A 20,707-nucleotide genomic window follows, 5' to 3' on the forward strand; every position below is an offset into this window, starting at 1 on the left:
AACCAAGGTACTGAGCTGCCGCATTGCTCAAGATCTTGCCAATTTCCTCGCGCAACCCCGCAGGCTGCTCCACCACAACTCCATCCCCATGGCTCAACAGCCACCAGCGCAATGGCCAGCCATCGTTCACCGTGGCCCGCAACCGATGCCCATGCTCTAGCGCCGTCAGCTGCATATCGTTGCTCAACGGTGCAATCCGCAACTGCCGCGCCAGTGCGTCGCTGGTCCGCGCCACCAGCTCCACACCTTCGCCCTGCGCCGGTTGCAACCCGTCCCCCCGCAGGTGCGTCAGCAAGTCGAAATTACCGCGCAATTCACCCACCGCACTTGCCGACCAGTGCCAGCCGAACGGGATGCTCTTGTCATTGCGTTCCAGCGGAAATATCAGCGAAAGCTCGTTGAGGTCACGCTCGACCGTGCGTTTGCTGACCGTGAAGCCCACGTCACGCAGGCGCCACACCAACTCGGCGCTGGTTATGCCTGGGGAACGGCTGGGCAGCTGGCGCAGCAGTGCCCATTGTCGGCTGAGGGTGGCGCGGGTGGTGGCGAACGGCAAAAGATAACGTCCTTGTCTAGGCTTGCCGCAATAGGATGGCGGCACGCGAGGGGCATGGCAATTGGCCACAGCCTGCTCAGATCAAGGAAGTCGCATTTGGTTGCCTGGTACCGAATCGTTCGCGACAGGTTTTGACGTGACGTCACGCAGAATCACGCCTCATCACAGCCGAAGGTTGGGGTTGTGCGTCGTTCAATGAGGATGAACATGTCTGCTGCCAGCAATATCCATTCGCTGCTTGCCCGCCTTCTGCCCGAGCGGGTCATCGCTCCACCGAGCCCCGTCGGGAGGCGGCCACCCCTGTTCGCCGGCGTGGGCTTGCCCAGCCAGCGCTCATTGCTGGTCAACCGCCTGGATGAGGCCAGTGACCTGCAGGCGGTATACGTCGACCTGCGTAGTCAGGCGTTGCAAGGCAGTGTGGCGGCGCTGAACGACCTCGGCTGGATCTGGCTCAACGGAAAGTATTGGCGCGCCGATACCGTGCTGGCCGGTCACCTGCTGCGCATGGCTGCTCTGCAGGGCAATGCCGCCGCCTGGTTCAATCTCGGTCAGCAGCATTATTTTGGCAAAGGCATCGACCCCTCCTACGTGCAGGCGGCGGAGTGCTACCGGCAGGCCTTCGAACGGGGCATGTTGCATGCGGCTGCAGCATTGGGTGACCTGTATGAGGAGGAAGTGTGCGATGGCGACCAGGATTGGCAGGTCGACCTGGTGCAGGCTTACCAGTGGTTCATGCGCGGGGCCGAGCGGGGTGAGGCACGCTGCCGTTTCGAGGTGGGTTACCGGCTGATGCACGGGCTGTATGTGGATGCCGACCTCAAGGCTGCGTTGTACTGGCTGGAGCTGGCGGCAGCGGCGGGGGTGGTACAGGCAGCCGAGGAGCTGGCGGTGCACTTCAGCAGCCGGGACGCGGTGCGCTACCAGGAGTGGCGGGACCGGGCGGTGCAGATGGGCAGTACATTGGCCCTGACCATGAAACTGGAAGACCAGATCCAGCCTTGAGTTTTCTGTAGCTTGTGCCGGCCTCTTCGCGGGCACGCCCGCGAAACGGCCAGCACAGGCTGAAAAATGAACAACAATTCATTCATACCCTCTGTCACCCCCAGTTGACGACAGGGGGAGGGCAAGGCGTATATTGATAGTTAGCAAACTATGAATATCCTTGGTTCCTTCCATGTCCCTTGATCTCCTGCGCCTGCAAGTCAGCAGCGGCATGGTGGTTGCCGCCCGCCACTGGCGGCGCATCTGCCACACCGCCCTGACCGGTTACGGTATTTCCGAGGCCTGCGCCGCGCCGCTGCTGATGATCGTGCGCCTGGGTGATGGCGTGCATCAGGTGGCTGTTGCCCAGGCTGCCGGCCTCGAAAGCCCGTCGCTGGTGCGCCTGCTCGACCAACTGTGCAAGGCCGGCCTGGTATGCCGCAGCGAGGATCCACTGGACCGCCGCGCCAAAGCCCTGAGCCTGACCGCCGAAGGCCGCGCCCTGGCCGAAGCCATCGAAGCCGAGCTGGTTCGCCTGCGTCGCGATGTGCTGAACGGCATCGACCAGGCCGACCTGGAAGCTGCCTTGCGCGTGCTGCGTGCCTTCGAAGCGGCCGGCCTGGGCAGCACGGGCGGGGCGGCATGAACGGTTTCTTCAGCTCAGTCCCCCCGGCGCGTGACTGGTTCTACGGCGTGCGTACCTTCGCGGCCTCCATGATCGCCCTGTACATTGCGCTGCTCATGCAGTTGCCACGTCCCTACTGGGCGATGGCCACGGTGTACATCGTCTCTAGCCCGTTCGTCGGCCCGACCAGTTCCAAGGCCCTGTACCGCGCCGTGGGCACACTGTTGGGGGCCGGTGGCGCGATTTTCCTGGTGCCGCCACTGGTGCAGTCGCCGTTGTTGCTGAGCATCGCCATTGCCTTGTGGACGGGCACCTTGCTGTTCCTGTCGCTGAACCTGCGTACGGCCAACAACTACGTGCTGATGCTGGCCGGTTATACCCTGCCGATGATTGCGCTGGCGGTGGTGGATAACCCGCTGGCAGTGTTCGACGTGGCATCGTCCCGGGCGCAGGAAATCTGCCTGGGTATCGTCTGCGCGGCAGTGGTCGGTGCCATTTTCTGGCCGCGCCGGCTTGCCCCTGTGGTGGTTGGCGCCACCGGTAGCTGGTTCACCGAAGCGATCCGCTACAGCGACACCTACCTGGCCCGCGAAGTCAGTGCCGACAAGGTTGGTGGCATGCGCGGGGCGATGGTCGCCACCTTCAACTCGCTGGAGCTGATGATCGGCCAGCTCGGCCATGAAGGCGCCGGCCCGCATACGCTGAAAAACGCCCGCGAGTTGCGCGGGCGCATGATTCACCTGCTGCCAGTGATCGACGCCCTTGATGACGCACTGGTTGCCCTGGAAGGCCGCGCCCCGGCGCAGTTCGTTCAGCTTCAGCCAGTGCTTGAGGCTGCCCGCGATTGGCTCAAAGGCACTGCCGAAAGTGCTTCGGTCGCACGCTGGACCGCACTGCATGAACAGATCGATCGCCTGCAGCCCGGCGCTGCTGCCCTTGACCAACGTGCCGAGCTGCTGCTGTCCAACGCCCTGTACCGTCTGAGCGAATGGGCTGACCTGTGGCAGGACTGCTGTACCCTGCAACACGCCCTGCGCACCGACGACGCTACGCCTTGGCGCGCGGTGTACCGCCACTGGCGCCTTGGTCGCCTGACGGCGTTCTTCGACCGTGGCCTGATGCTGTATTCAGTGGCCTCCACCGTACTGGCGATCGTTGTCGCCTGCGGCCTGTGGATCGGCCTGGGCTGGAACGACGGCGCCAGCGCGGTGATCCTCGCCGCTGTGTCGTGCAGCTTCTTTGCCGCCATGGACGACCCGGCACCGCAGATCTACCGGTTCTTCTTCTGGACGCTGATGTCGGTCATCTTCTCCAGCCTGTACCTGTTCCTGGTGCTGCCCAACCTGCACGACTTCCCGATGCTGGTGCTGGCCTTCGCCGTGCCGTTCATCTGCGTCGGCACCCTGACCGTGCAGCCGCGCTTCTACCTGGGTACCTTGTTGACCATCGTCAACACCTCGACCTTCATCAGCATCCAGGGCGCCTACGACGCCGACTTCTTCACCTTCCTCAACTCCAACCTGGCCGGCCCCGTGGGCCTGCTGTTCGCGTTCATCTGGACCTTGGTAATGCGCCCGTTCGGTGTGGAACTGGCGGCCAAACGCATGACCCGCTTCGCCTGGCGCGACATCGTAGAAATGACCGAACCCGCCACCCTGGCCGAGCACCGCCAGGTGGGTGTGCAAATGCTCGACCGCCTGATGCAGCATCTGCCGCGGCTGTCGCAAACCGGCCAGGACAGCGGCGTGGCACTGCGCGATTTGCGCGTAGGGCTAAACCTGCTCGACTTGCTCGCCTACATGCCGCGTGCCGGCCAGCAAGCCCGCGAACCCCTGAACACGGTGGTCGAGGAAGTGGGCGCACATTACGCCGCCTGCCTGCGTGCCGGCGAACGCCTGCATGCCCCGGCCGCACTGCTGCGCAACATGGAGCGTGCACGCCTGGCGCTGAACCTGGATGAGCTGTACGAGCGCGGCGATGCCCGCACCCACCTGCTGCATGCCCTGAGCGGCTTGCGACTGGCGCTGCTGCCGGGTGTGGAAGTGATGCTCGAACCCGCCGAACAACCGCAACTGCCTCCCGGCCTCGACGGAGCACCCCTGTGATTGGTGAACTGGATATCAGCGGGGTGTTCCTGCCCACGCTGCTGGTGATGATGTTTGGCACCTACCTGTTGTTCCTGGGGGTGCACGCGGTGCTGGTGCGCCTGCACTTCTACCGCCTGGTCTGGCACCGGGCGTTGTTCAACGTTGCCCTGTATGCCGTGCTGCTTGGCGCGGTGGACCACTTTTGCCGAAACCTGATGCTGCCATGAAAAAACCTTTGCTGACCCTGGGCCGTGTGGTCCTGACCTTGCTGGTAGTGACCTTCGCCGCCGTGCTCGTGTGGCAGATGGTGGTGTACTACATGTTTGCCCCCTGGACCCGCGACGGCCACATTCGCGCCGACGTGATCCAGATAGCCCCGGATGTGTCCGGGTTGATCCAGAAGGTCGAGGTGCGCGACAACCAGACCGTCAAACGCGGCGACGTGCTGTTCACCATTGACCAGGACCGCTTCACCCTGGCCCTGCGCCAGGCCAACGCCACCCTCGGCGAGCGCCAGGAAACCCTGGCCCAGGCCTCACGCGAAGCACAGCGCAACCGCAAACTGGGCAACTTGGTGGCCGCCGAGCAACTGGAAGAAAGCCAGTCCCGCGAGGCCCGCGCCCGCTCGGCTGTCAGCGAGGCACAGGTAGCGGTCGATACCGCCCAGCTCAACCTCGACCGCTCGGTGGTACGCAGCCCGGTAGACGGCTACCTCAACGACCGCGCCCCGCGTAATCACGAATTCGTCACCGCCGGCCGCCCTGTACTGTCGGTGGTCGACAGCGCTTCGTACCACGTCGATGGCTACTTTGAAGAAACCAAGCTGGGCGGTATCCAGATCGGTGATGCCGTGGATATTCGCGTGATGGGTGACAACACCCGCCTGCGCGGCCATGTGCAAAGCTTCGCTGCCGGCATTGAAGACCGCGACCGCAGCAGCGGCGCGAACCTGCTGCCCAACGTCAACCCGGCGTTCAGCTGGGTGCGCCTGGCCCAGCGTATTCCGGTACGCATCGCCTTCGACGAAGTGCCGGCAGACTTCCGCATGATTGCCGGGCGCACCGCCACGGTGTCGATCATCGAGGGCCAGCACCCATGAAACAGCTGATCCTGGCTGGTCTGTGCCTGTTGCTGGGGGCCTGCATGATGGTGGGCCCCGACTACGAGGTGCCGAAAGACGCGGCGGTACAACGCAGCGACCTCAACGGCCCGTTGCGCCAGGATGCCGACAGCGTGGTCTCGGCACCGGTGCCTGAGGATTGGTGGCAGCTGTATCAGGATCAACGGCTGAACGAACTGGTGCGCCAGGCTTTGAGTGCCAACACCGAATTGCGCGTAGCCGCCGCCAACATCGCCAAGGCCCGCGCGCAGGTCGAAGTGGCCGAATCGCAAGGTGGCTTCAACGGCGGCGTCAAACTGGGTGCCCAGCGCCTGCAGGAGTCGGGTGAAGCTTTCCTGCTGCCCGAGAAGGTGCCGGTGGCCAACATCGGCGAGGCCATCATCAGCGCTTCGTATCAGTTCGACCTGTGGGGCACTTTCAAGCGCGGTACCGAGGCTGCCAAGGCCAATGCCGACGCAGTGCAGGCCGCTGCCGACACTGCTCGCATCACCCTGGTGGCGGATGTGGTCAAGGCTTATACCCAGGTGTGCTCGGCCAACGAGGAATACCACATCGCCCGCGAGTCACTCGACTTGCAGGAGCAAAGCGTGAAGCTGAACCAGCGCCTGCGTGATGCCGGGCGTGGTGATGAAACCCAGGTCACCCGGTCGCAAACCCAGTTCAAGTCGTTGCGTGCCGAACTGCCGCGTTTCAAGGCCGAGCGCGAGACCGGCATGTATACCCTGGCGGCTCTGCTGGCCAAGCCTGTTGACCAGTTGCCTGCCGGTACCGCCGATTGTGCCGAGCTGCCGCACCTGAACCAGCGGGTGCCAGTGGGCGATGGCGCCGCGTTGCTCAAGCGCCGTCCAGACGTGCGTCAGGCCGAACGCCAGCTGGCTGCGGCCACCGCGTACATCGGCGTTGCCACTGGCGCGCTTTATCCGGATATCAGCATCGGCGCCCAGGTTGGCACCATCGGCATCCTGGAGAACCTGGGCGAGCCCGCGACCAACCGCTGGGGCTTCGGCCCGCAGATCAGCTGGAGCATCCCTACCAACGGCACCCGTGCGCGCATTCGCATGGCTGAAGCCTCTACTCAGGCGGCCTTGGCAAACTTTGATGGCGTGGTGCTGAACGCCATTCGCGAAACCCAGACCCGCCTGGCGCAATACAGCGCGCTGCTGGACCGGCGCGATGCGCTGGCCGAGGCAGAAAAATCGGCCAAGGAGGCGGCAGACCAGACGCACCGGTATTACCAGGCGGGGCGTGAGTCGTTCCTGGCAGATTTGCAGGCGACGCGGACCTATACCGATATGCGTGCCCAACTGGCGGCGGCCAACAGCCAGGTGGCGATGGGGCAGATTGGGGTGTTTTTGGCGTTGGGGGGGGGCTGGAAGGAAAGCCCAGCTGGGAAGTCACGCCCATAGATCTACTAGTTACTTGACCGTTTGAGTGTTCGTCATGCTCTGCCTGACCTAACCGAGCGGGTGGAACATGGAAGAAGTTACGTGTTGTTTGTCTGACTTCATCATGGATGGGCAGACTCAAAACTTTTGTGCAAAGTCCAGTTATACGCCTTATGGGTTCGATGCAACTCAACCAATCGGGGGGCTGGGCTTTAATGGCCAGCCTCATGACCGGGTGACAGGATGTCATCTGCTAGGCGCCGGCTACCGGGCCTTCAGCCCTGTGCTGATGCGATTTAACAGCCCGGACAGCTGGAGTCCGTTTGGCAAGGGCGGGTGGAGCAGTTATGCCTATGTCTCGTGCGACCCCATCAATTACGTTGATCCAACGGGGCATGTTAAGCAACCTCCGCGCCCATTATCGTTACAGATGGATTCCAAACCGAAATTGAATTCGCCAACCCGAGCGCGCAGTGCTCCCGTTTTAGCGTCACCCTCGTCGAGACGATCGCCATCGAGTACATCTAGCTCTTCCGGAGGGCACTCAGCCAGCAGTGGGCGTTACAGCTCTCAATTATCATGGAGCTCCAGCGCATCTTCAGGCTCCAGCAAGGGCTGGACGTTAGACAAATCCAACGCCACTTTCAAAATGCTGACCGATTCTGAGCAGAAAGTGTTTGATGTTTTTCAGAACGCCATACATCACTTTGGCATGTCTCCCAAAGACGCTTCAATGTTGGCGGGTGCCAGTAACTATAAATTGCTATCCAACAATAAAGTTGACAATTTTCAAGTTCGCCTTAGCAAAGGACAGCGTGTATCGGGTGAAATTGAAGGTAAGACTGCAATCATTCGTCAGGTAGGTGGGCATACATGACACCGCTGGGGAACCGGAGGCAAAGCCATCCCGCTTTGTCAGATTTGTAGCAAGATTTTTCATGAAATCCGCCCAGCACCCTTGAGGGAAGCCAAGTCAGAGTGAACAATGTTCTCTTTCGCATTCCCTTCGAGACTGGCCATGAAAATCCGTTCCCGTCTGTTCGCCTGGCTGCCGGCTATATTGGTCGGCCCGGTACTGGCGCTGTGCAGTACCTTGGCGCTGGCCGAGTCCCCCGCCGAGGCCGCCAAGGCCCTGCACCTGCTGGACTACATTGGCGCCGACTACCCTCCGACCGTGCAAGAGGGCAAGGTGGTCGACGCTGGCGAATACCGCGAGCAACAGGAGTTCAGCACGGTATTGGCCGAGCTGGTCAAAAGCCTGCCCGCAAATACCGAGCAAGGCGCTCTGGAGCAGGGCGTCCAGGCGTTGCGCCAGGCCATTGATCAGCGCCAGGACGGCACGGCAGTCGCCAGGCAGGCCCGCCAACTGGGCGCGCGCCTGGCAGTGGCCTACGAGGTCAGCCAGGCGCCGGTGATCACCCCGGACCCAGCTCGCGGCGCTTCGCTTTATGCGCTGAACTGCTCGATCTGCCACGGCGACACTGGCGCAGGCGACGGCCCGGCAGGCGTGGGCCTGGATCCTGCGCCTGCCAACCTGCGCGATGTCGCGCGCCTTGACCAGTTGAGCCTGTTCGACCTCTACAATACCCTGGCCTTAGGCATCGACGGCACCGAGATGCCGTCCTTTGCCGACCAGCTGGATGACCGCCAGCGTTGGGATGTGGCCGCCTACATCGCGAGCTTCACCGCCAAGCCGGAAGCCGGCAAAGGCGACAAGACCTGGAACATTGCCGACCTGGCCCGGCAGACCCCGGCCGAAGTTGCCGTCAATGAAGGCATCGCGGTCGTGGAAGCGTTCCGTGCCCAGCGTGCACAGCCGCCGCAGGTCAAACGCGGCCCGGCGCAATTGCTCGAATACACCGCCAGCACGCTGGACAAGAGCCTGGCCGCCTACCGCGCAGGTGACCATGACCAAGCTTATGACCTGTCGGTAGCGGCCTACCTGGAAGGCTTCGAGCTGGTGGAAAGCTCGCTGGACAATATCGACACTCAGGTGCGCAAGGACACTGAAAAATCCCTGATGGCTTATCGCCAATCGTTGCAGGACGGGTTGCCCGTGGCCCAGGCCGAGCAACGGCTGGCCGAAGCCAAGGCCAAGCTAGACCAAGCCGCGAAGCTGTTGGGCAGCGATGGCCTGAGCTGGTCGCTGAGCTTTATCTCTGGCTTGCTGATCCTGCTGCGCGAAGGGCTTGAAGCGATTCTGGTACTGGCGGCGATCCTGGCCTTCCTGCGTAACACCGGGCAACAGTCAGCGGTGCGTAGCGTCAATATCGGCTGGGGTCTGGCACTGGTTGCCGGCTTTGCCACCTGGGCATTGGCTGCCTATGTGATCGATGTGGGCGGCGCCCAGCGCGAGCTGCTGGAAGGTTGTACGGCGTTGTTTGCTGCTGTGATGGTGCTGTGGCTTGGCGTATGGATGCACGACCGCCGCCACGCCGCTGCCTGGCAGAGCTACATCAAAAGCAGCCTGGTCAGCGGCGGCGGACGATTCGGCTTCGCCTTGCTGGCGTTTTTCTCGGTGTACCGCGAACTGTTCGAAGTGGTCCTGTTCTACGAGACCCTATGGTTGCAGGCAGGCCCTGCCGGGCACCAGGCGGTGCTGGCCGGTGGCGCCACGGCGCTGGTGCTGTTGGTTGGGCTGGCCTGGGTGATCCTGCGTGGCTCTGCGAAGCTACCGCTTTCGCTGTTCTTCAGCGTCAACGCCGCTCTGCTGTGTGCGCTGTCGGTGGTGTTCGCCGGGCATGGCGTGAAAGCGCTGCAAGAGGCTGGTGTACTGGGTACGCGGCCGGTGGCGTTCTTCGAGTTCGACTGGCTTGGGATTCATGCCGATGCCTACTCGCTGTCGGCGCAGGCGGTGGCCTTGCTGGCCATCATGGTTCTGTATGGGCGCTCGCGGTTGACGGAAAAGGCCAGGGCGGCGGCCAACTGAGGCCGCCATCCTGAGAAACCTATTTGATCAGGCAGGTTGTGGCGCCTTGAGAATGTTCTGCAGCAGCTGGACACTTTCGACGGCGTCATGACCCAGGCTGGTCAGGTAGCCGCCATCGGGTTGATCGGTCAGCCCTTTTTCATGCAGGCGTTGCGCAGCCGCGATCAGGGCAGGGGCGGCGGTGCTAGTTATCTTGATGCCTTCCTGGCTGCTGTCGTGTTTGAACAGCGCGAGTACTTCCAGTTCAGCGATCAGATCGGGGGTAAAGGACATGGCGACTCCTGACTTCCAGACAAGGATGGCGGCACCGCTGACGGTGCCTGACCTAGGAGTGTAGACGGGTTATTCGTCGTCGCCTTGATCCATCTCAGGTGGCAGCTCAGGCAGCGCCCGCAGGGCATTCTCGTACCACTCGCCGTCGAAGGCGCGGTCTTCCACCAGCATGTTGTCGATCTCGAAGGCCAGCACATGGGCCATCAGGTTGAGGATGTCCTCGCGCTCGTAACCGACCAGGGTCAGCTTGTTGAAGGTGGCCTTGGCCGCAGGCGGTTCGCCGCTTTCAATCTGGTTCTCGATCGCCTGGGTCAGGGTCGCCTCGGCGAAGGCTTCGTCGTCATTGTCGATGTCGGTGGGCTCGCTCATGGCGGTACTCCTGTTGGGGGACACACAGTGTGCCACGCCTGTGGCGGCAATGCCCGGGCATTGACGGGGTGCATGACGCTGGTCAGGGGCGGGCGTACGGTCTATAAAAGCCGGGCCAACCCCTTACGGCCTGGAGGCTGTTACCCCATGCTCAAGCTTTACGGATTCTCGGTCAGCAACTACTACAACATGGTCAAGCTGGCCCTGCTGGAAAAAGGCCTGCCCTTCGAGGAAGTCGCATTCTATGGCGGCCAGGCGCCACATGCGTTGGCAGTGAGCCCTCGCGGCAAGGTGCCAGTGCTTGAAACCGAACACGGCTTCCTCAGCGAAACCAGTGTGATCCTCGACTATATCGAACAGACCCAAGGCGGTAAGGCGCTGCTGCCCGCCGACCCGTTCGGGCAGGCCAAGGTGCGTGAGCTGCTCAAGGAAATCGAGCTGTATATCGAGCTGCCGGCGCGTACTTGCTATGCCGAATCATTCTTCGGCATGTCGGTTGAGCCTCTGGTCAAAGAGAAAGCCCGGGCCGATTTGCTGGCCGGGTTTGCCACCCTCAAGCGCAACGGTCGCTTTGCGCCGTTTGTAGCAGGCGAACAACTGACGCTGGCAGACCTGATGTTCTGCTTCTCGGTCGACCTGGCTTATGCCGTGGGCAAAAAGGTGCTGAACATCGACTTCCTGGCGGACTTCCCGCAGGGCAAGGCGTTGCTGCAACGGATGGGCGAGAACCCGCACATGGCGCGGATCGTGGCAGACAAGGAGGCGGCGATGCCAGCCTTCATGGAGATGATTCGCAGCGGTAAACGCTGAAATCAGAGTTGGGCCATTCGCGGGCGAGCCCGCTCCCACAGGTAAAGCACCGCTTTTGAGGCCGGTGCAATACCTGTGGGAGCGGGCTTGCCCGCGAACGAGGGCGAAGCCCTCGCCTTGAGACCTTAACGCGAAGCCAGCAGCGCCTTGCCGCGAACAACCGCCGCGCGCACCTGCGCCGGCGCCGTACCACCAATATGATCACGGGCATTCACCGACCCTTCCAGGGTCAGCACGGCAAACACGTCCTGCTCGATCTGGTCGCTGAACTGGCGCAGTTCGTCCAGGCTCATCTCGGCCAGGTCCTTGCCGGTGTCCACGCCATACTTCACCGCGTGGCCAACGATTTCGTGGCAGTCACGGAACGGCAGGCCACGGCGTACCAGGTAGTCAGCCAGGTCGGTGGCGGTTGAGAAACCGCGCAGGGCCGCTTCACGCATGATGGCGTGCTTGGGCTTGATCGCCGGGATCATGTCGGCGAAGGCACGCAGCGAGTCGCGCAGGGTATCGGCGGCGTCGAACAGCGGCTCCTTGTCTTCCTGATTGTCCTTGTTATAGGCCAGCGGCTGGCCTTTCATCAGAGTCAGCAGGCCGGTCAGGGCGCCGAACACGCGGCCGGTCTTGCCACGTACCAGCTCTGGCACGTCCGGGTTCTTTTTCTGCGGCATGATCGAGCTGCCGGTGCAGAAACGATCAGGCAGGTCGATGAACTGGAACTGCGCGCTGGTCCACAGCACCAGCTCTTCGGAGAAGCGCGACAGGTGCATCATCGCCACGCTGGCAGCAGCACAGAATTCGATGGCGAAGTCGCGGTCCGACACGCCGTCCAGCGAGTTGCCGGCCACGGCTTCGAAGCCCAGCAGCTTGCAGGTGAGTTCGCGGTCGATCGGGTAGGTGGTGCCCGCCAGCGCGGCGCTGCCCAGGGGCATGCGGTTGGTGCGCTTGCGGCAGTCGACCAGGCGCTCGTAGTCGCGGCTGAGCATTTCGAACCAGGCCAGCAGGTGGTGGCCGAAGGTGACCGGCTGGGCCGTCTGCAGGTGGGTGAAGCCAGGCATGATGGTTTCGGCTTCACGCTCGGCCTGCTCCAGCAGGCCCTGCTGCAGGCGGGTGATTTCGGCCAGGATCAGGTCGATTTCATCGCGCAGCCACAGGCGGATATCGGTGGCCACCTGGTCGTTGCGGCTACGGCCGGTGTGCAGCTTCTTGCCGGTGATGCCGATACGGTCGGTCAGGCGTGCTTCGATGTTCATGTGCACGTCTTCGAGGTCGACGCGCCAGTCGAAGTTGCCAGCCTCGATCTCGCCCTGGATGGTTTTCAGGCCATCGATGATGGTGTCGCGCTCGGCATCGCTGAGCACGCCGACCTGCGCCAGCATGGTGGCATGGGCGATCGAACCCATGATGTCGTGGCGGTACAGGCGCTTGTCGAAATCGACCGAGGCGGTGAAACGGGCGACGAAGGCGTCGACGGGCTCACTGAAGCGGCCGCCCCAGGACTGATTGGTCTTGTCGGTGCTCATGGATTCACTCATTGCAGGCGTGAACGAAAAAGTGGCGCCGATAATAGCAGGGTTGGGCTGGCCGCCGCAGGGCGCTGGTCGAGAGAAATGCCCGGAAAAGGGTGGTGAACGATTTTAAGGAATGAACGGCAGTGTTCCACGGACCGTCTACAGTTGGACAGAGGACTGGCAGTGAATCTGCCGGCCGAGTGAATCTTTGGCCATCGCACCGGTCTAGAGCGTGACCGCAGTGTCGCTCGAACCACACCTGTCTACGCTATACCTGTGCGAGACTCATTCAGGAATCCAGCGCAATTATGAATGTCCTGATCGTTGATGACGAACCCCAAGACCGTGAACGGCTTAGCCGGCTGCTCGGCGAACTGGAGGGTTACACCGTGCTGGAGCCTAGCGCCACCAACGGCGAGGAGGCCTTGGCGCTGATCGAAAGCCTCAAGCCCGATGTGGTCCTGCTGGACATCGGCATGCCAGGCCTGGATGGCCTGCAGGTTGCCGCACGCTTGTGCGAGCGCGAGGCGCCGCCGGCGGTGGTGTTTTGCACCGGGGATGACGAATACGGTGCCGAGGCATTCAAGGACAGTACCCTCAGCCATGTGACCAAGCCGTTCCAGGCCCAGGCGCTGCGCGATGCCTTGCGCAAGGCCGAAAAACCCAACCGCGCCCAGTTGGCGGCGCTTACCCGGCCGGCCAATGAAGGTGGCGGCCCGCGTAGCCACATCAGTGCCCGCACGCGCAAAGGTATCGAGCTGATTCCTTTGCCCCAGGTGATCTATTTCATTGCCGACCACAAATACGTGACCTTGCGCCATGAGGCCGGGGAAGTGTTGCTCGACGAGCCGCTCAAAGCCCTGGAGGATGAATTTGGCGAACGCTTCGTACGGATCCACCGCAATGCGCTGGTGGCTCGCGAACGCATCGAACGCCTGCAGCGTACTCCGCTGGGGCATTTTCAGCTGTACCTGAAAGGCCTGGACGGTGATGCCCTGACCGTCAGCCGGCGGCATGTGGCAGGCGTGCGCAAGATGATGCAAAGCCTCTGACTTCACTGGGGTTGCGCGTGTCTACAGCCGGCTGCATATTGCCTGTTGATCCACATCTGCAAGGGATACCGGCGATGCTGTTATCATCGACGGTATTTCTCTGGATCGGGGCGTTTCATGTCCACTCGCGAAATCCGCATTGCCACCCGTAAAAGTGCCTTGGCCCTGTGGCAGGCCGAATACGTCAAAGCCCGCCTCGAGCAGGCTCACCCCGGTCTGCTGGTGACCCTGGTGCCCATGGTCAGCCGTGGTGACAAGCTGCTCGATGCGCCGCTGGCCAAGATCGGCGGCAAGGGCCTGTTCGTCAAGGAACTGGAAACCGCCCTGCTGGACAACGAAGCCGACATCGCCGTGCATTCGATGAAGGATGTGCCCATGGACTTCCCCGAAGGCCTGGGCCTGTACTGCATCTGCGAGCGCGAAGACCCGCGCGATGCCTTCGTTTCCAATACCTTCGACAGCCTTGAAGCGCTGCCTGCCGGCAGCATCGTCGGCACCTCCAGCCTGCGCCGCCAGGCCCAGTTGCTGACGCGCCGCCCAGACCTGCAAATCCGCTTCCTGCGAGGCAACGTCAACACCCGCCTGGCCAAGCTGGATGCTGGCGAGTACGACGCCATCATTCTCGCTGCAGCCGGCCTGATCCGCCTGGGCTTCGAAGACCGCATCACCTCCACCATCAGCGTCGATGACAGCCTGCCGGCTGGCGGGCAGGGCGCGGTGGGCATCGAGTGCCGCAGCGCCGACGTCGAGATCCACGCGCTGCTGGCGCCACTGCACCATGCCGACACCGCCGACCGGGTAGTGGCCGAACGTGCCCTGAACAAACGCCTGAATGGCGGCTGCCAGGTGCCGATCGCCTGCTACGCGGTGCTCGAAGGCGACCAGCTGTGGCTGCGTGGCCTGGTCGGTCAGCCTAGCGGCGGTACGTTGTTGGTGGCCGATGCCCGCGCCCCTCGCTCTGGCGCTGAAATGCTCGGCGTACAGGTAGCCGAAGACCTGCTGGGCCAGGGCGCCGAGGCCATCCTCAAGGAAGTCTACGGCGAGGCCGGCCACCCGTGAGCCAATGGCGCCTGTTGCTGACCCGCTCTGCCGAGGACTGCGCAGCACTGGCGCAAAGCCTGGCGGCAGCGGGGGTGGGCGGCAGCTGCATGCCGCTGCTGGAGATAGAGCCCGTCACCGGGCAGGCCCGGCAACGCCTGTTGCTGGACGGCCTGCATGGCTTCCAGGCGATCATCGTGGTCAGCAAACCTGCCGCCCGGCTGTTGCTTGAGCAACTGGCCGAGGCCGGTTTGCAGCCGCCACGGCAAGGCTGGTTCACCGTGGGCGAGGCCACTGCCGCAGTGCTGCAGGAGAAAGGCCTGGGGGTGAGCTGCCCGCCGCGTGGCGATGACAGCGAAGCCTTGCTGGCGCTGCCGACCCTGCGCCAGGCCGTTTCCGTGCCTGCGCCGCGTGTGTTGATCGTTCGCGGCGTCGGAGGTCGCGAACTGCTGGCAGAGCGTCTTGCAGAGCAAGGTGCTAGTGTCGAATATCTGGAACTGTATCGTCGCTGCCTGCCGGCTTATCCGGCGGGCACCCTGAAGCGTCGTATCGAAGCGGAACGCCTCAATGGCCTGGTGGTCAGCAGTGGGCAGGGTTTTGAACATTTGCAGCAGCTGGCCGGCGCCGATTGGCCGCAGTTGGCACAGTTGCCGCTGTTCGTGCCCAGCCCCAGGGTCGCCGAGCAGGCCAGGGCCGCCGGGGCCCAACAGGTTGTGGATTGCCGTGGCGCCAGTGCCACGGCCTTGCTGGCAGCTGTGCAGCGCAGCGCTGCACCTGCCTCTTAAGGCGCTAAGCTGAACGCGATGCGCCCCCATGCAAAGGATGGATACGTGAGCGAGACTGTCTTGTCCAATAACGATCAGCCGTCGGCACAGGCGCCGTCGGAACCCGTCACCGCCCCACCCGCCAAGCGCTCCGGCAATGGCCTGGCAGCGCTGGCCTTGCTGCTGGGTGCAGCCGGGGTGGCGGTAGGTGGCTGGGGTGTCTGGCAGGTACGCCAACTGCAAGGCAGTGAGTTCAACCAGGGCCAGCACATCGAAGCGCTGAACCAGCGCGCCGAAGCCCTGCAACAACGCGAACAGCAAATCAGCGCGCAATTGGCCAGCCTGCCGGCTGCCAGCGAACTGGAAGACCGCCGCCGCCTGGTGGCGCAATTGCAAGGTGACCAGCAACGCCTCAGCCAGCGCCTGGAAACCGTGCTTGGCGAGAGTCGCAAGGAATGGCGCCTGGCCGAGGCCGAGCACTTGCTGCGCCTGGCCACCCTGCGCCTGTCGGCGCTACAGGACATCACCAGCGCCAAGGCCCTGGTCGAGGGCGCTGATGAAATTCTGCGCGAACAGAGCGACCCAGGTGCCTTCGCCGCCCGCGAACAACTGGCGCGCAGCCTGGCCACGCTCAACAGCACCCAGCAGCCAGACCGTACCGGCCTGTTCCTGAAGCTGGCCGCTCAGCGCGAGCTGGTGCAGCAGCTCAGTGCCCAGTCCCCCGAGTTTGCCAGCAACGCCGATGCACTCGGCGCCCTGACTGCCGACGGTGATGGTGCCAGTCGCCTGTCGCAGTGGTGGGCAGAAATATCCAAGTACTTCCAGATCGACTTCAATGCCGATGACAACGTGCGGCCGTTGCTGGCCGGGCAGCAACTGAACCAGCTGCGCCTGGCCCTGAGCCTGACCATCGAGCAGGCCCAGTGGGCCGCACTCAATGGTGATGCCAAGGTTTACACCCAGGCGCTGGACGACGCCCGTAGCGTACTGTTGGCCAACTTCAACGCCGACAACCCACAAAGCAAGGCCATGCTCGACAGCCTGAATGCCCTGGCCGATCAGCCAGTGTCGGTGGTTACCCCCGACCTCAGCGAGAGCCTGGCGGCCGTGCAGGCCTATATTCAGCGCCGCCACCTGCCGGCCGAGGCTGAAGGGGGCAAGCCATGAAGCGTGTCTACCTGTTGGCTGTGCTGGCGATTGTGGTCGCTGCGGCGTTGGGGATCGCAGTCGCCAAGCACAGCGGCTACGTGCTGATTTCCTATGGTGGCTTCCGCTATCAGTCGGGGCTGTGGGCGGCTTTGGCCGGCCTGCTGGCCGTGGTCGCACTGCTGTGGTTGTTGCGTTACCTGGTTGGCTTGGTGCTGACCTCCAGCGGCGTGGTCAACCCGTGGTCGCGGCGCAACCGTAGCCGGCGCATTCGCGTGGCCATCGAACAGGGCCAGCTGGACCTCGCCGAAGGCCGCTGGGCCAGCGCCCAGCGCCACTTGCACCGTGCCGCCGAGGCCGAGCGCCAACCGCTGCTGTATTACCTGGGTGCCGCGCGTGCTGCCAACGAGCAAGGCCGCACCGAAGACAGCGACAACCTGCTGGAGCGGGCGCTGGAGCGTCAGCCGCAAGCGGAACTGGCCATTGCCCTGACGCATGCCCAGTTGCAGATGGACCGTGGCGAAAGTGACGGGGCGCTGGAAACCCTGCTGGCCATGCAGGAGCGTCATCCGCACAACACCCAGGTGCTGCGCCTGCTGCAACGTCTGCACCTGGAACGTGGTGACTGGTCGGCCCTCATCCGCCTTTTGCCCGATCTACGCAAGGGCAAGGTACTGCCGCCCGCCGAGCTGGCTGCCCTTGAACAACGCGCCTGGGGCCAGAACCTGAGCCTGGCCACCACCCGTGGCGAAGACGCACAAAGTGCGCGTCAGGCCCTGGAGCGAGCCTGGCAGCAATTGACCGCAGCCCAGCGTCAGGAACCACAGCTGGTGCTGGCATACGCCGAGCAATTGCGCCAGGTGGGCGCGCAGAGCGAGGCCGAACAGGTGCTGCGCACTGCGCTCAAGCGTGACTACGAAAGCCACCTGGCCCGCTTGTACGGGTTGGTGCGCGGTGATGACCCGGCGCGCCAGCTGCAAACCGCCGAAGGCTGGCTCAAGGCTCATCCGCAAGACGCCAGCCTGCTGCTGACCCTGGGCCGTCTGAGCCTGCAGAACCGCCTGTGGGGCAAGGCACGTGACTATCTGGAAAGCAGCCTGCGCATGGAGCGCAACCCCGAGGCTTGTGCCGAGCTGGCCCGCCTGCTTGCTGGCCTGGGCGAGACCGAACGCAGCAACCAGCTGTTCCAGGAGGGCCTCGGCCTGCTGGACGAGCGCCTGCTGGCCCTGCCGTTGCCAGAAGGCGTACGCGCCTGACCCACCCCAAAGCCCGCGCTAAGGCGCGGGCTTTGGGGGCTGGTAATTTATCTACGCCTGCACGTTGGCGCTGCAATCCCTTTCTTCAGTCACCTCCTACCACCACTCTAGAAATTTCCTACACGATTCAGCGACTTGTCGTTGCTGTCGCGCCTTGAAACAAAGCGCGTCTTTCCTCTACCGTTTCAAGCCACTCCTTCTTCCCCGGGACCTTCACCGCCCATGCTGCCGGCCCGTTTGCGCTCCTTTTTCCTTCCTGCCTGCCTGGCCGCACTGGCGGTGCTGGCTGCGTCTTTCCAACTGGAAAACATGCCAGGGCTGGTGCCGTGCCCCTTGTGCTTCAGCCAGCGTCTGCTGCTCGCGGCGTACGCGTTGCTGTGCCTGGGGGCTGTGCTGCAGGCGCCAGGCTTGCAGGGCATCCGCCGGTACGCGCGGGCGACGCTGGGCTGCTCGCTGGCCGGTGCGTTGCTGGCGGCGCGGCATGTCTGGTTGCAGGGCGCTGGTGCGGTCATCCATGTATGTCCGGTTCCGATTGGGCGGGTGTTCGAGCAATCCTGGGGCGAGGCGGCGCGGCAACTGTTGCTGGGTGGCCCGGATTGCAACTCGCTGACTTGGAGCTTTCTCGACCTGACACTGCCCGAGTGGAGCCTGTTGGCCTTTCTGCTGCTGGCGGCGCTGCCCTTGAGTTGCCTGCTGGCTTATCGTTTCCGCACCCTGGCACGAACTTGACCTGCGCAAGGTTGCGTCATGAGTGTGACCAATGGCGATGTAACAGGGTATTAAACACTTGTATGAACTTTGTGTGCTGCGTACCTTGATGGGCAGCACGCGCGGGAATAATCTCGCAGCACGTATACCGAAAACACAACCGCTCGATGCCGTCCTGCTGATGTCACCTTTGTGCTGCGCGGTCGTGGTGCGAGGTGCAGCGGCATCTACCCAGAAGGGAAGAGATCGCCATGCTCGATAGTTGTCAGAATGCTCAGGAACGCTGGGGTGGGGTTCACAAGCTGATCGACCGTTGGCTGGAGGAGCGCCAGCAACTGGTGCAGGCTTTCCGCGACCTGCGCGATGCCAAGCCGGCCTTTGCTGACAAAGATACGCACAGTGACTTCTGTGCACTCTTGGTCGACTACGTTTCGGCGTGGCATTTCGAGGTCTGCGAACAACTGGTCAGTGAGGCCAAGGCATTCGATGACGAGAAAGCGCTGAAGCTGGCTGAAGAGATCAATCCGCGGATCAATGACATCACCCAGATTGCACTGGCCTTCAATGATCATTGCAGCAAGGGCGAGTGCAAGGACACCGAGCGCTTCGCCGAGAAGCTGGCCAAGCTGGGCGGCCTGCTGCACGAGCGCTTCGAACTCGAAGACTGCCTGATCGAAGTGCTGCACACCGCGCACAAGGAAGAGGGCGCAGTCGAGGCCTGAACGTTGGCGTCAGTCGCCAACCGCCAGCAGCTCGATCTCGAATACCAGAGGTGTATAGGGTGCGATCAGGTCACCCGCTCCTTCGGCGCCGTAGGCCTGCGCTGAAGGAATCACCAGGCGCCATTTGGCGCCAGCGTGCATCAGCGGCAAGGCCACCTGCCACCCTTCGATCACCGAATCCAGGCTGAACCACTGCGGTGTCTGGTTCTGGTCGAACACCGAGCCATCCGGCAGCCTGCCCACATAGCGAACCTGCACTTTGCCGCCTGCTTTGGGCTGTGCGCCCGTGCCTGGCTGCAGTTCACTGTACAGCACACCCTCCGGTAGTTCGTGCACACCATAACGGCCACGCTCATTGGCCATGAAGCGTGTTTCGGCTGCCCGGAGTTTCTGCGTGTCGGCATCACCTGCCTGTGCTTCATGCTGCTGGAGCACAGCCTGCATGCGTGCCTTGTCCAGCTTCAGTGGTTGGCCCTGATAGGACTGCTTCAGGCCTTCGACCAGTGCATCCAGTTGCAAGCCTGGCATCTCTTGGCGTAACCGCTCACCCAGGCTCGCGCCCAGGCTGTAGGCCAGGTCGTGCTCGTCACTGTCGGCCATGGCGATGGGGGCCAGCAGGCATAAACCTAATACAAGATATCGAGGCAACACCCTGGCTCCCAAAGATCAGCAATGATTAATTCAGCAACTACACTTTCACGCAGCTGCAAGATAACAACTTTGCCCAGGCATGCAACGCAGCGTCACTATTACGGTCAACATGCCCTAGCGGCGGTAGCAGCAGAAGCATAGTATGAGCCGCAATCTCGTCAGCCAGGAGGTAAACCATGTCGGCCAAAAAGAAGCCAGTAAGTACGCCGTTACACCTGCTCCAGCAACTTTCGGGCAGCCTGCTCGAACACTTGGAAGAGGCCTGCTCGCAAGCGCTGGCTGATGCGGAAAAACTGCTGGCCAAGTTGGAAAAGCAGCGTGGCAAAGCGCAGGAAAAACTGCACAACGGCCGCCTGAAATTGCAGGATGCCGCAAAGGCAGGTAAAGCCAAGGCGCAGACCAAAGCGCAAAAAGCCATCGGCGAACTTGAAGAACTGCTCGATTCCCTCAAGGAACGCCAAACCCAGACCCGCTCTTATATTCAGCAACTCAAGCGTGACGCTCAAGACAGCCTCAAGCTGGCCCAGGGCGTAGGCAAGGTTCGCGAGGCCGCAGCCAAAGCGCTGGATTCGCGTGCTGCCAAAACCAGCAAGCCGGCTGCTGTCAAACCTGCGGCGAAGCCAGCTGCCAAAGCGACTGCTGCTGCCAAGCCTGCGGCGAAGCCAGCCGCCAAAGCGACCGCTGCTGCCAAACCTGCGGCTAAGCCAGCTGCCAAAGCGACCGCTGC

The 20,707-nt window shown here is 62.9% G+C and carries 22 protein-coding genes; 17 read left to right on the plus strand and 5 right to left on the minus strand.

Annotated elements, in window-relative coordinates; all coding sequences use genetic code 11:
* Positions 1 to 556 (minus strand): WYL domain-containing protein (locus ACF8MI_RS00095; RefSeq protein WP_200928937.1); only part of this gene is annotated, 556 nt, incomplete at its 3' end.
* A 207-nt stretch (positions 557 to 763) separates the two neighbouring features.
* On the opposite strand from ACF8MI_RS00095, the gene ACF8MI_RS00100 reads away from it, so the two are divergent.
* The 8 genes from ACF8MI_RS00100 to ACF8MI_RS00135 all read left to right on the plus strand — a co-directional run bounded on the left by ACF8MI_RS00100 (position 764) and on the right by ACF8MI_RS00135 (position 9,683).
* Positions 764 to 1,558: a tetratricopeptide repeat protein gene (locus ACF8MI_RS00100; RefSeq protein WP_060499479.1), complete on the plus strand. Its 795-nt coding sequence runs from the start codon at positions 764 to 766 to the stop codon at positions 1,556 to 1,558.
* A gap of 172 nt (positions 1,559 to 1,730) precedes the next feature.
* On the plus strand, positions 1,731 to 2,183 hold the full coding sequence (locus ACF8MI_RS00105; protein WP_060499478.1) for a MarR family winged helix-turn-helix transcriptional regulator: 453 nt from the start codon (positions 1,731 to 1,733) through the stop codon (positions 2,181 to 2,183).
* A complete protein-coding gene (locus ACF8MI_RS00110) occupies positions 2,180 to 4,267 on the plus strand; it encodes an FUSC family protein (protein ID WP_104833636.1) in 2,088 nt (695 codons plus the stop codon). Before ACF8MI_RS00105 ends, ACF8MI_RS00110 begins: the two co-directional genes overlap by 4 nt.
* On the plus strand, positions 4,264 to 4,476 hold the full coding sequence (locus ACF8MI_RS00115) for a DUF1656 domain-containing protein (protein WP_003255905.1): 213 nt from the start codon (positions 4,264 to 4,266) through the stop codon (positions 4,474 to 4,476). The genes ACF8MI_RS00110 and ACF8MI_RS00115 overlap by 4 nt, the downstream gene beginning before the upstream one ends.
* Positions 4,473 to 5,348: an HlyD family secretion protein gene (locus ACF8MI_RS00120; RefSeq protein WP_104833635.1), complete on the plus strand. Its 876-nt coding sequence runs from the start codon at positions 4,473 to 4,475 to the stop codon at positions 5,346 to 5,348. The genes ACF8MI_RS00115 and ACF8MI_RS00120 overlap by 4 nt, the downstream gene beginning before the upstream one ends.
* A complete protein-coding gene (locus ACF8MI_RS00125; protein ID WP_060499475.1) occupies positions 5,345 to 6,775 on the plus strand; it encodes an efflux transporter outer membrane subunit in 1,431 nt (476 codons plus the stop codon). The genes ACF8MI_RS00120 and ACF8MI_RS00125 overlap by 4 nt, the downstream gene beginning before the upstream one ends.
* Positions 6,776 to 6,842: 67 nt before the next feature.
* The gene (locus ACF8MI_RS00130) at positions 6,843 to 7,631 is read left to right on the plus strand and encodes an RHS repeat-associated core domain-containing protein (RefSeq protein ID WP_082426405.1); all 789 of its coding nucleotides are present in this window, start codon (positions 6,843 to 6,845) and stop codon (positions 7,629 to 7,631) included.
* Between the two features lie 108 nt (positions 7,632 to 7,739).
* Positions 7,740 to 9,683, plus strand: coding sequence for a cytochrome c/FTR1 family iron permease (locus ACF8MI_RS00135; RefSeq protein ID WP_186723156.1), 1,944 nt, complete (start codon positions 7,740 to 7,742; stop codon positions 9,681 to 9,683).
* Between the two features lie 27 nt (positions 9,684 to 9,710).
* On the opposite strand, the gene ACF8MI_RS00140 is transcribed toward ACF8MI_RS00135, so the two are convergent.
* Positions 9,711 to 9,956 carry a TIGR02647 family protein gene (locus tag ACF8MI_RS00140; protein WP_060499473.1) on the minus strand — a complete coding sequence of 82 codons (246 nt, stop codon included), beginning with the start codon at positions 9,954 to 9,956 and terminating at the stop codon, positions 9,711 to 9,713.
* A 69-nt stretch (positions 9,957 to 10,025) separates the two neighbouring features.
* On the minus strand, positions 10,026 to 10,325 hold the full coding sequence (locus tag ACF8MI_RS00145) for a hypothetical protein (protein ID WP_043203257.1): 300 nt from the start codon (positions 10,323 to 10,325) through the stop codon (positions 10,026 to 10,028).
* Between the two features lie 147 nt (positions 10,326 to 10,472).
* Between ACF8MI_RS00145 and ACF8MI_RS00150 the strand changes: the two genes are divergently transcribed.
* Positions 10,473 to 11,135, plus strand: coding sequence for a glutathione S-transferase (locus ACF8MI_RS00150; protein WP_060499472.1), 663 nt, complete (start codon positions 10,473 to 10,475; stop codon positions 11,133 to 11,135).
* 125 nt (positions 11,136 to 11,260) lie between these two features.
* Here ACF8MI_RS00150 and argH read toward each other — a convergent pair whose 3' ends face one another.
* Entirely contained in the window at positions 11,261 to 12,655 is a 1,395-nt protein-coding gene (gene argH / locus ACF8MI_RS00155) for an argininosuccinate lyase (RefSeq protein WP_024087971.1), read from the minus strand.
* A 296-nt stretch (positions 12,656 to 12,951) separates the two neighbouring features.
* On the opposite strand from argH, the gene ACF8MI_RS00160 reads away from it, so the two are divergent.
* The 7 genes from ACF8MI_RS00160 (at position 12,952) to ACF8MI_RS00190 (ending at position 19,329) form a co-directional block, all read left to right on the plus strand.
* On the plus strand, positions 12,952 to 13,695 hold the full coding sequence (locus ACF8MI_RS00160) for a LytTR family DNA-binding domain-containing protein (protein WP_060499468.1): 744 nt from the start codon (positions 12,952 to 12,954) through the stop codon (positions 13,693 to 13,695).
* A 117-nt stretch (positions 13,696 to 13,812) separates the two neighbouring features.
* Positions 13,813 to 14,754 (plus strand): hydroxymethylbilane synthase, encoded by a 942-nt coding sequence (gene hemC / locus ACF8MI_RS00165; protein WP_060499467.1) that lies wholly within the window; start codon positions 13,813 to 13,815, stop codon positions 14,752 to 14,754.
* The gene (locus tag ACF8MI_RS00170) at positions 14,751 to 15,518 is read left to right on the plus strand and encodes a uroporphyrinogen-III synthase (protein WP_392517274.1); all 768 of its coding nucleotides are present in this window, start codon (positions 14,751 to 14,753) and stop codon (positions 15,516 to 15,518) included. Before hemC ends, ACF8MI_RS00170 begins: the two co-directional genes overlap by 4 nt.
* A 45-nt stretch (positions 15,519 to 15,563) precedes the next feature.
* A complete protein-coding gene (locus tag ACF8MI_RS00175) occupies positions 15,564 to 16,664 on the plus strand; it encodes a uroporphyrinogen-III C-methyltransferase (RefSeq protein ID WP_060499465.1) in 1,101 nt (366 codons plus the stop codon).
* The gene (locus ACF8MI_RS00180) at positions 16,661 to 17,899 is read left to right on the plus strand and encodes a heme biosynthesis protein HemY (protein ID WP_016714408.1); all 1,239 of its coding nucleotides are present in this window, start codon (positions 16,661 to 16,663) and stop codon (positions 17,897 to 17,899) included. Before ACF8MI_RS00175 ends, ACF8MI_RS00180 begins: the two co-directional genes overlap by 4 nt.
* A 222-nt stretch (positions 17,900 to 18,121) precedes the next feature.
* Positions 18,122 to 18,628 carry a disulfide bond formation protein B gene (locus ACF8MI_RS00185; RefSeq protein WP_060499464.1) on the plus strand — a complete coding sequence of 169 codons (507 nt, stop codon included), beginning with the start codon at positions 18,122 to 18,124 and terminating at the stop codon, positions 18,626 to 18,628.
* A 230-nt stretch (positions 18,629 to 18,858) separates the two neighbouring features.
* Positions 18,859 to 19,329: an Rsd/AlgQ family anti-sigma factor gene (locus tag ACF8MI_RS00190; protein ID WP_060499463.1), complete on the plus strand. Its 471-nt coding sequence runs from the start codon at positions 18,859 to 18,861 to the stop codon at positions 19,327 to 19,329.
* A 9-nt stretch (positions 19,330 to 19,338) separates the two neighbouring features.
* Here ACF8MI_RS00190 and ACF8MI_RS00195 read toward each other — a convergent pair whose 3' ends face one another.
* Positions 19,339 to 19,977 (minus strand): FKBP-type peptidyl-prolyl cis-trans isomerase, encoded by a 639-nt coding sequence (locus tag ACF8MI_RS00195; protein WP_060499471.1) that lies wholly within the window; start codon positions 19,975 to 19,977, stop codon positions 19,339 to 19,341.
* A gap of 179 nt (positions 19,978 to 20,156) precedes the next feature.
* Between ACF8MI_RS00195 and ACF8MI_RS00200 the strand changes: the two genes are divergently transcribed.
* The coding region (locus ACF8MI_RS00200; RefSeq protein WP_392491583.1) for an AlgP family protein at positions 20,157 to 20,707 on the plus strand (551 nt) is incomplete at its 3' end.

The organism is Pseudomonas sp. yb_9, assembly GCF_043103635.1.
Taxonomy (GTDB): Bacteria; Pseudomonadota; Gammaproteobacteria; order Pseudomonadales; family Pseudomonadaceae; genus Aquipseudomonas; species Aquipseudomonas monteilii.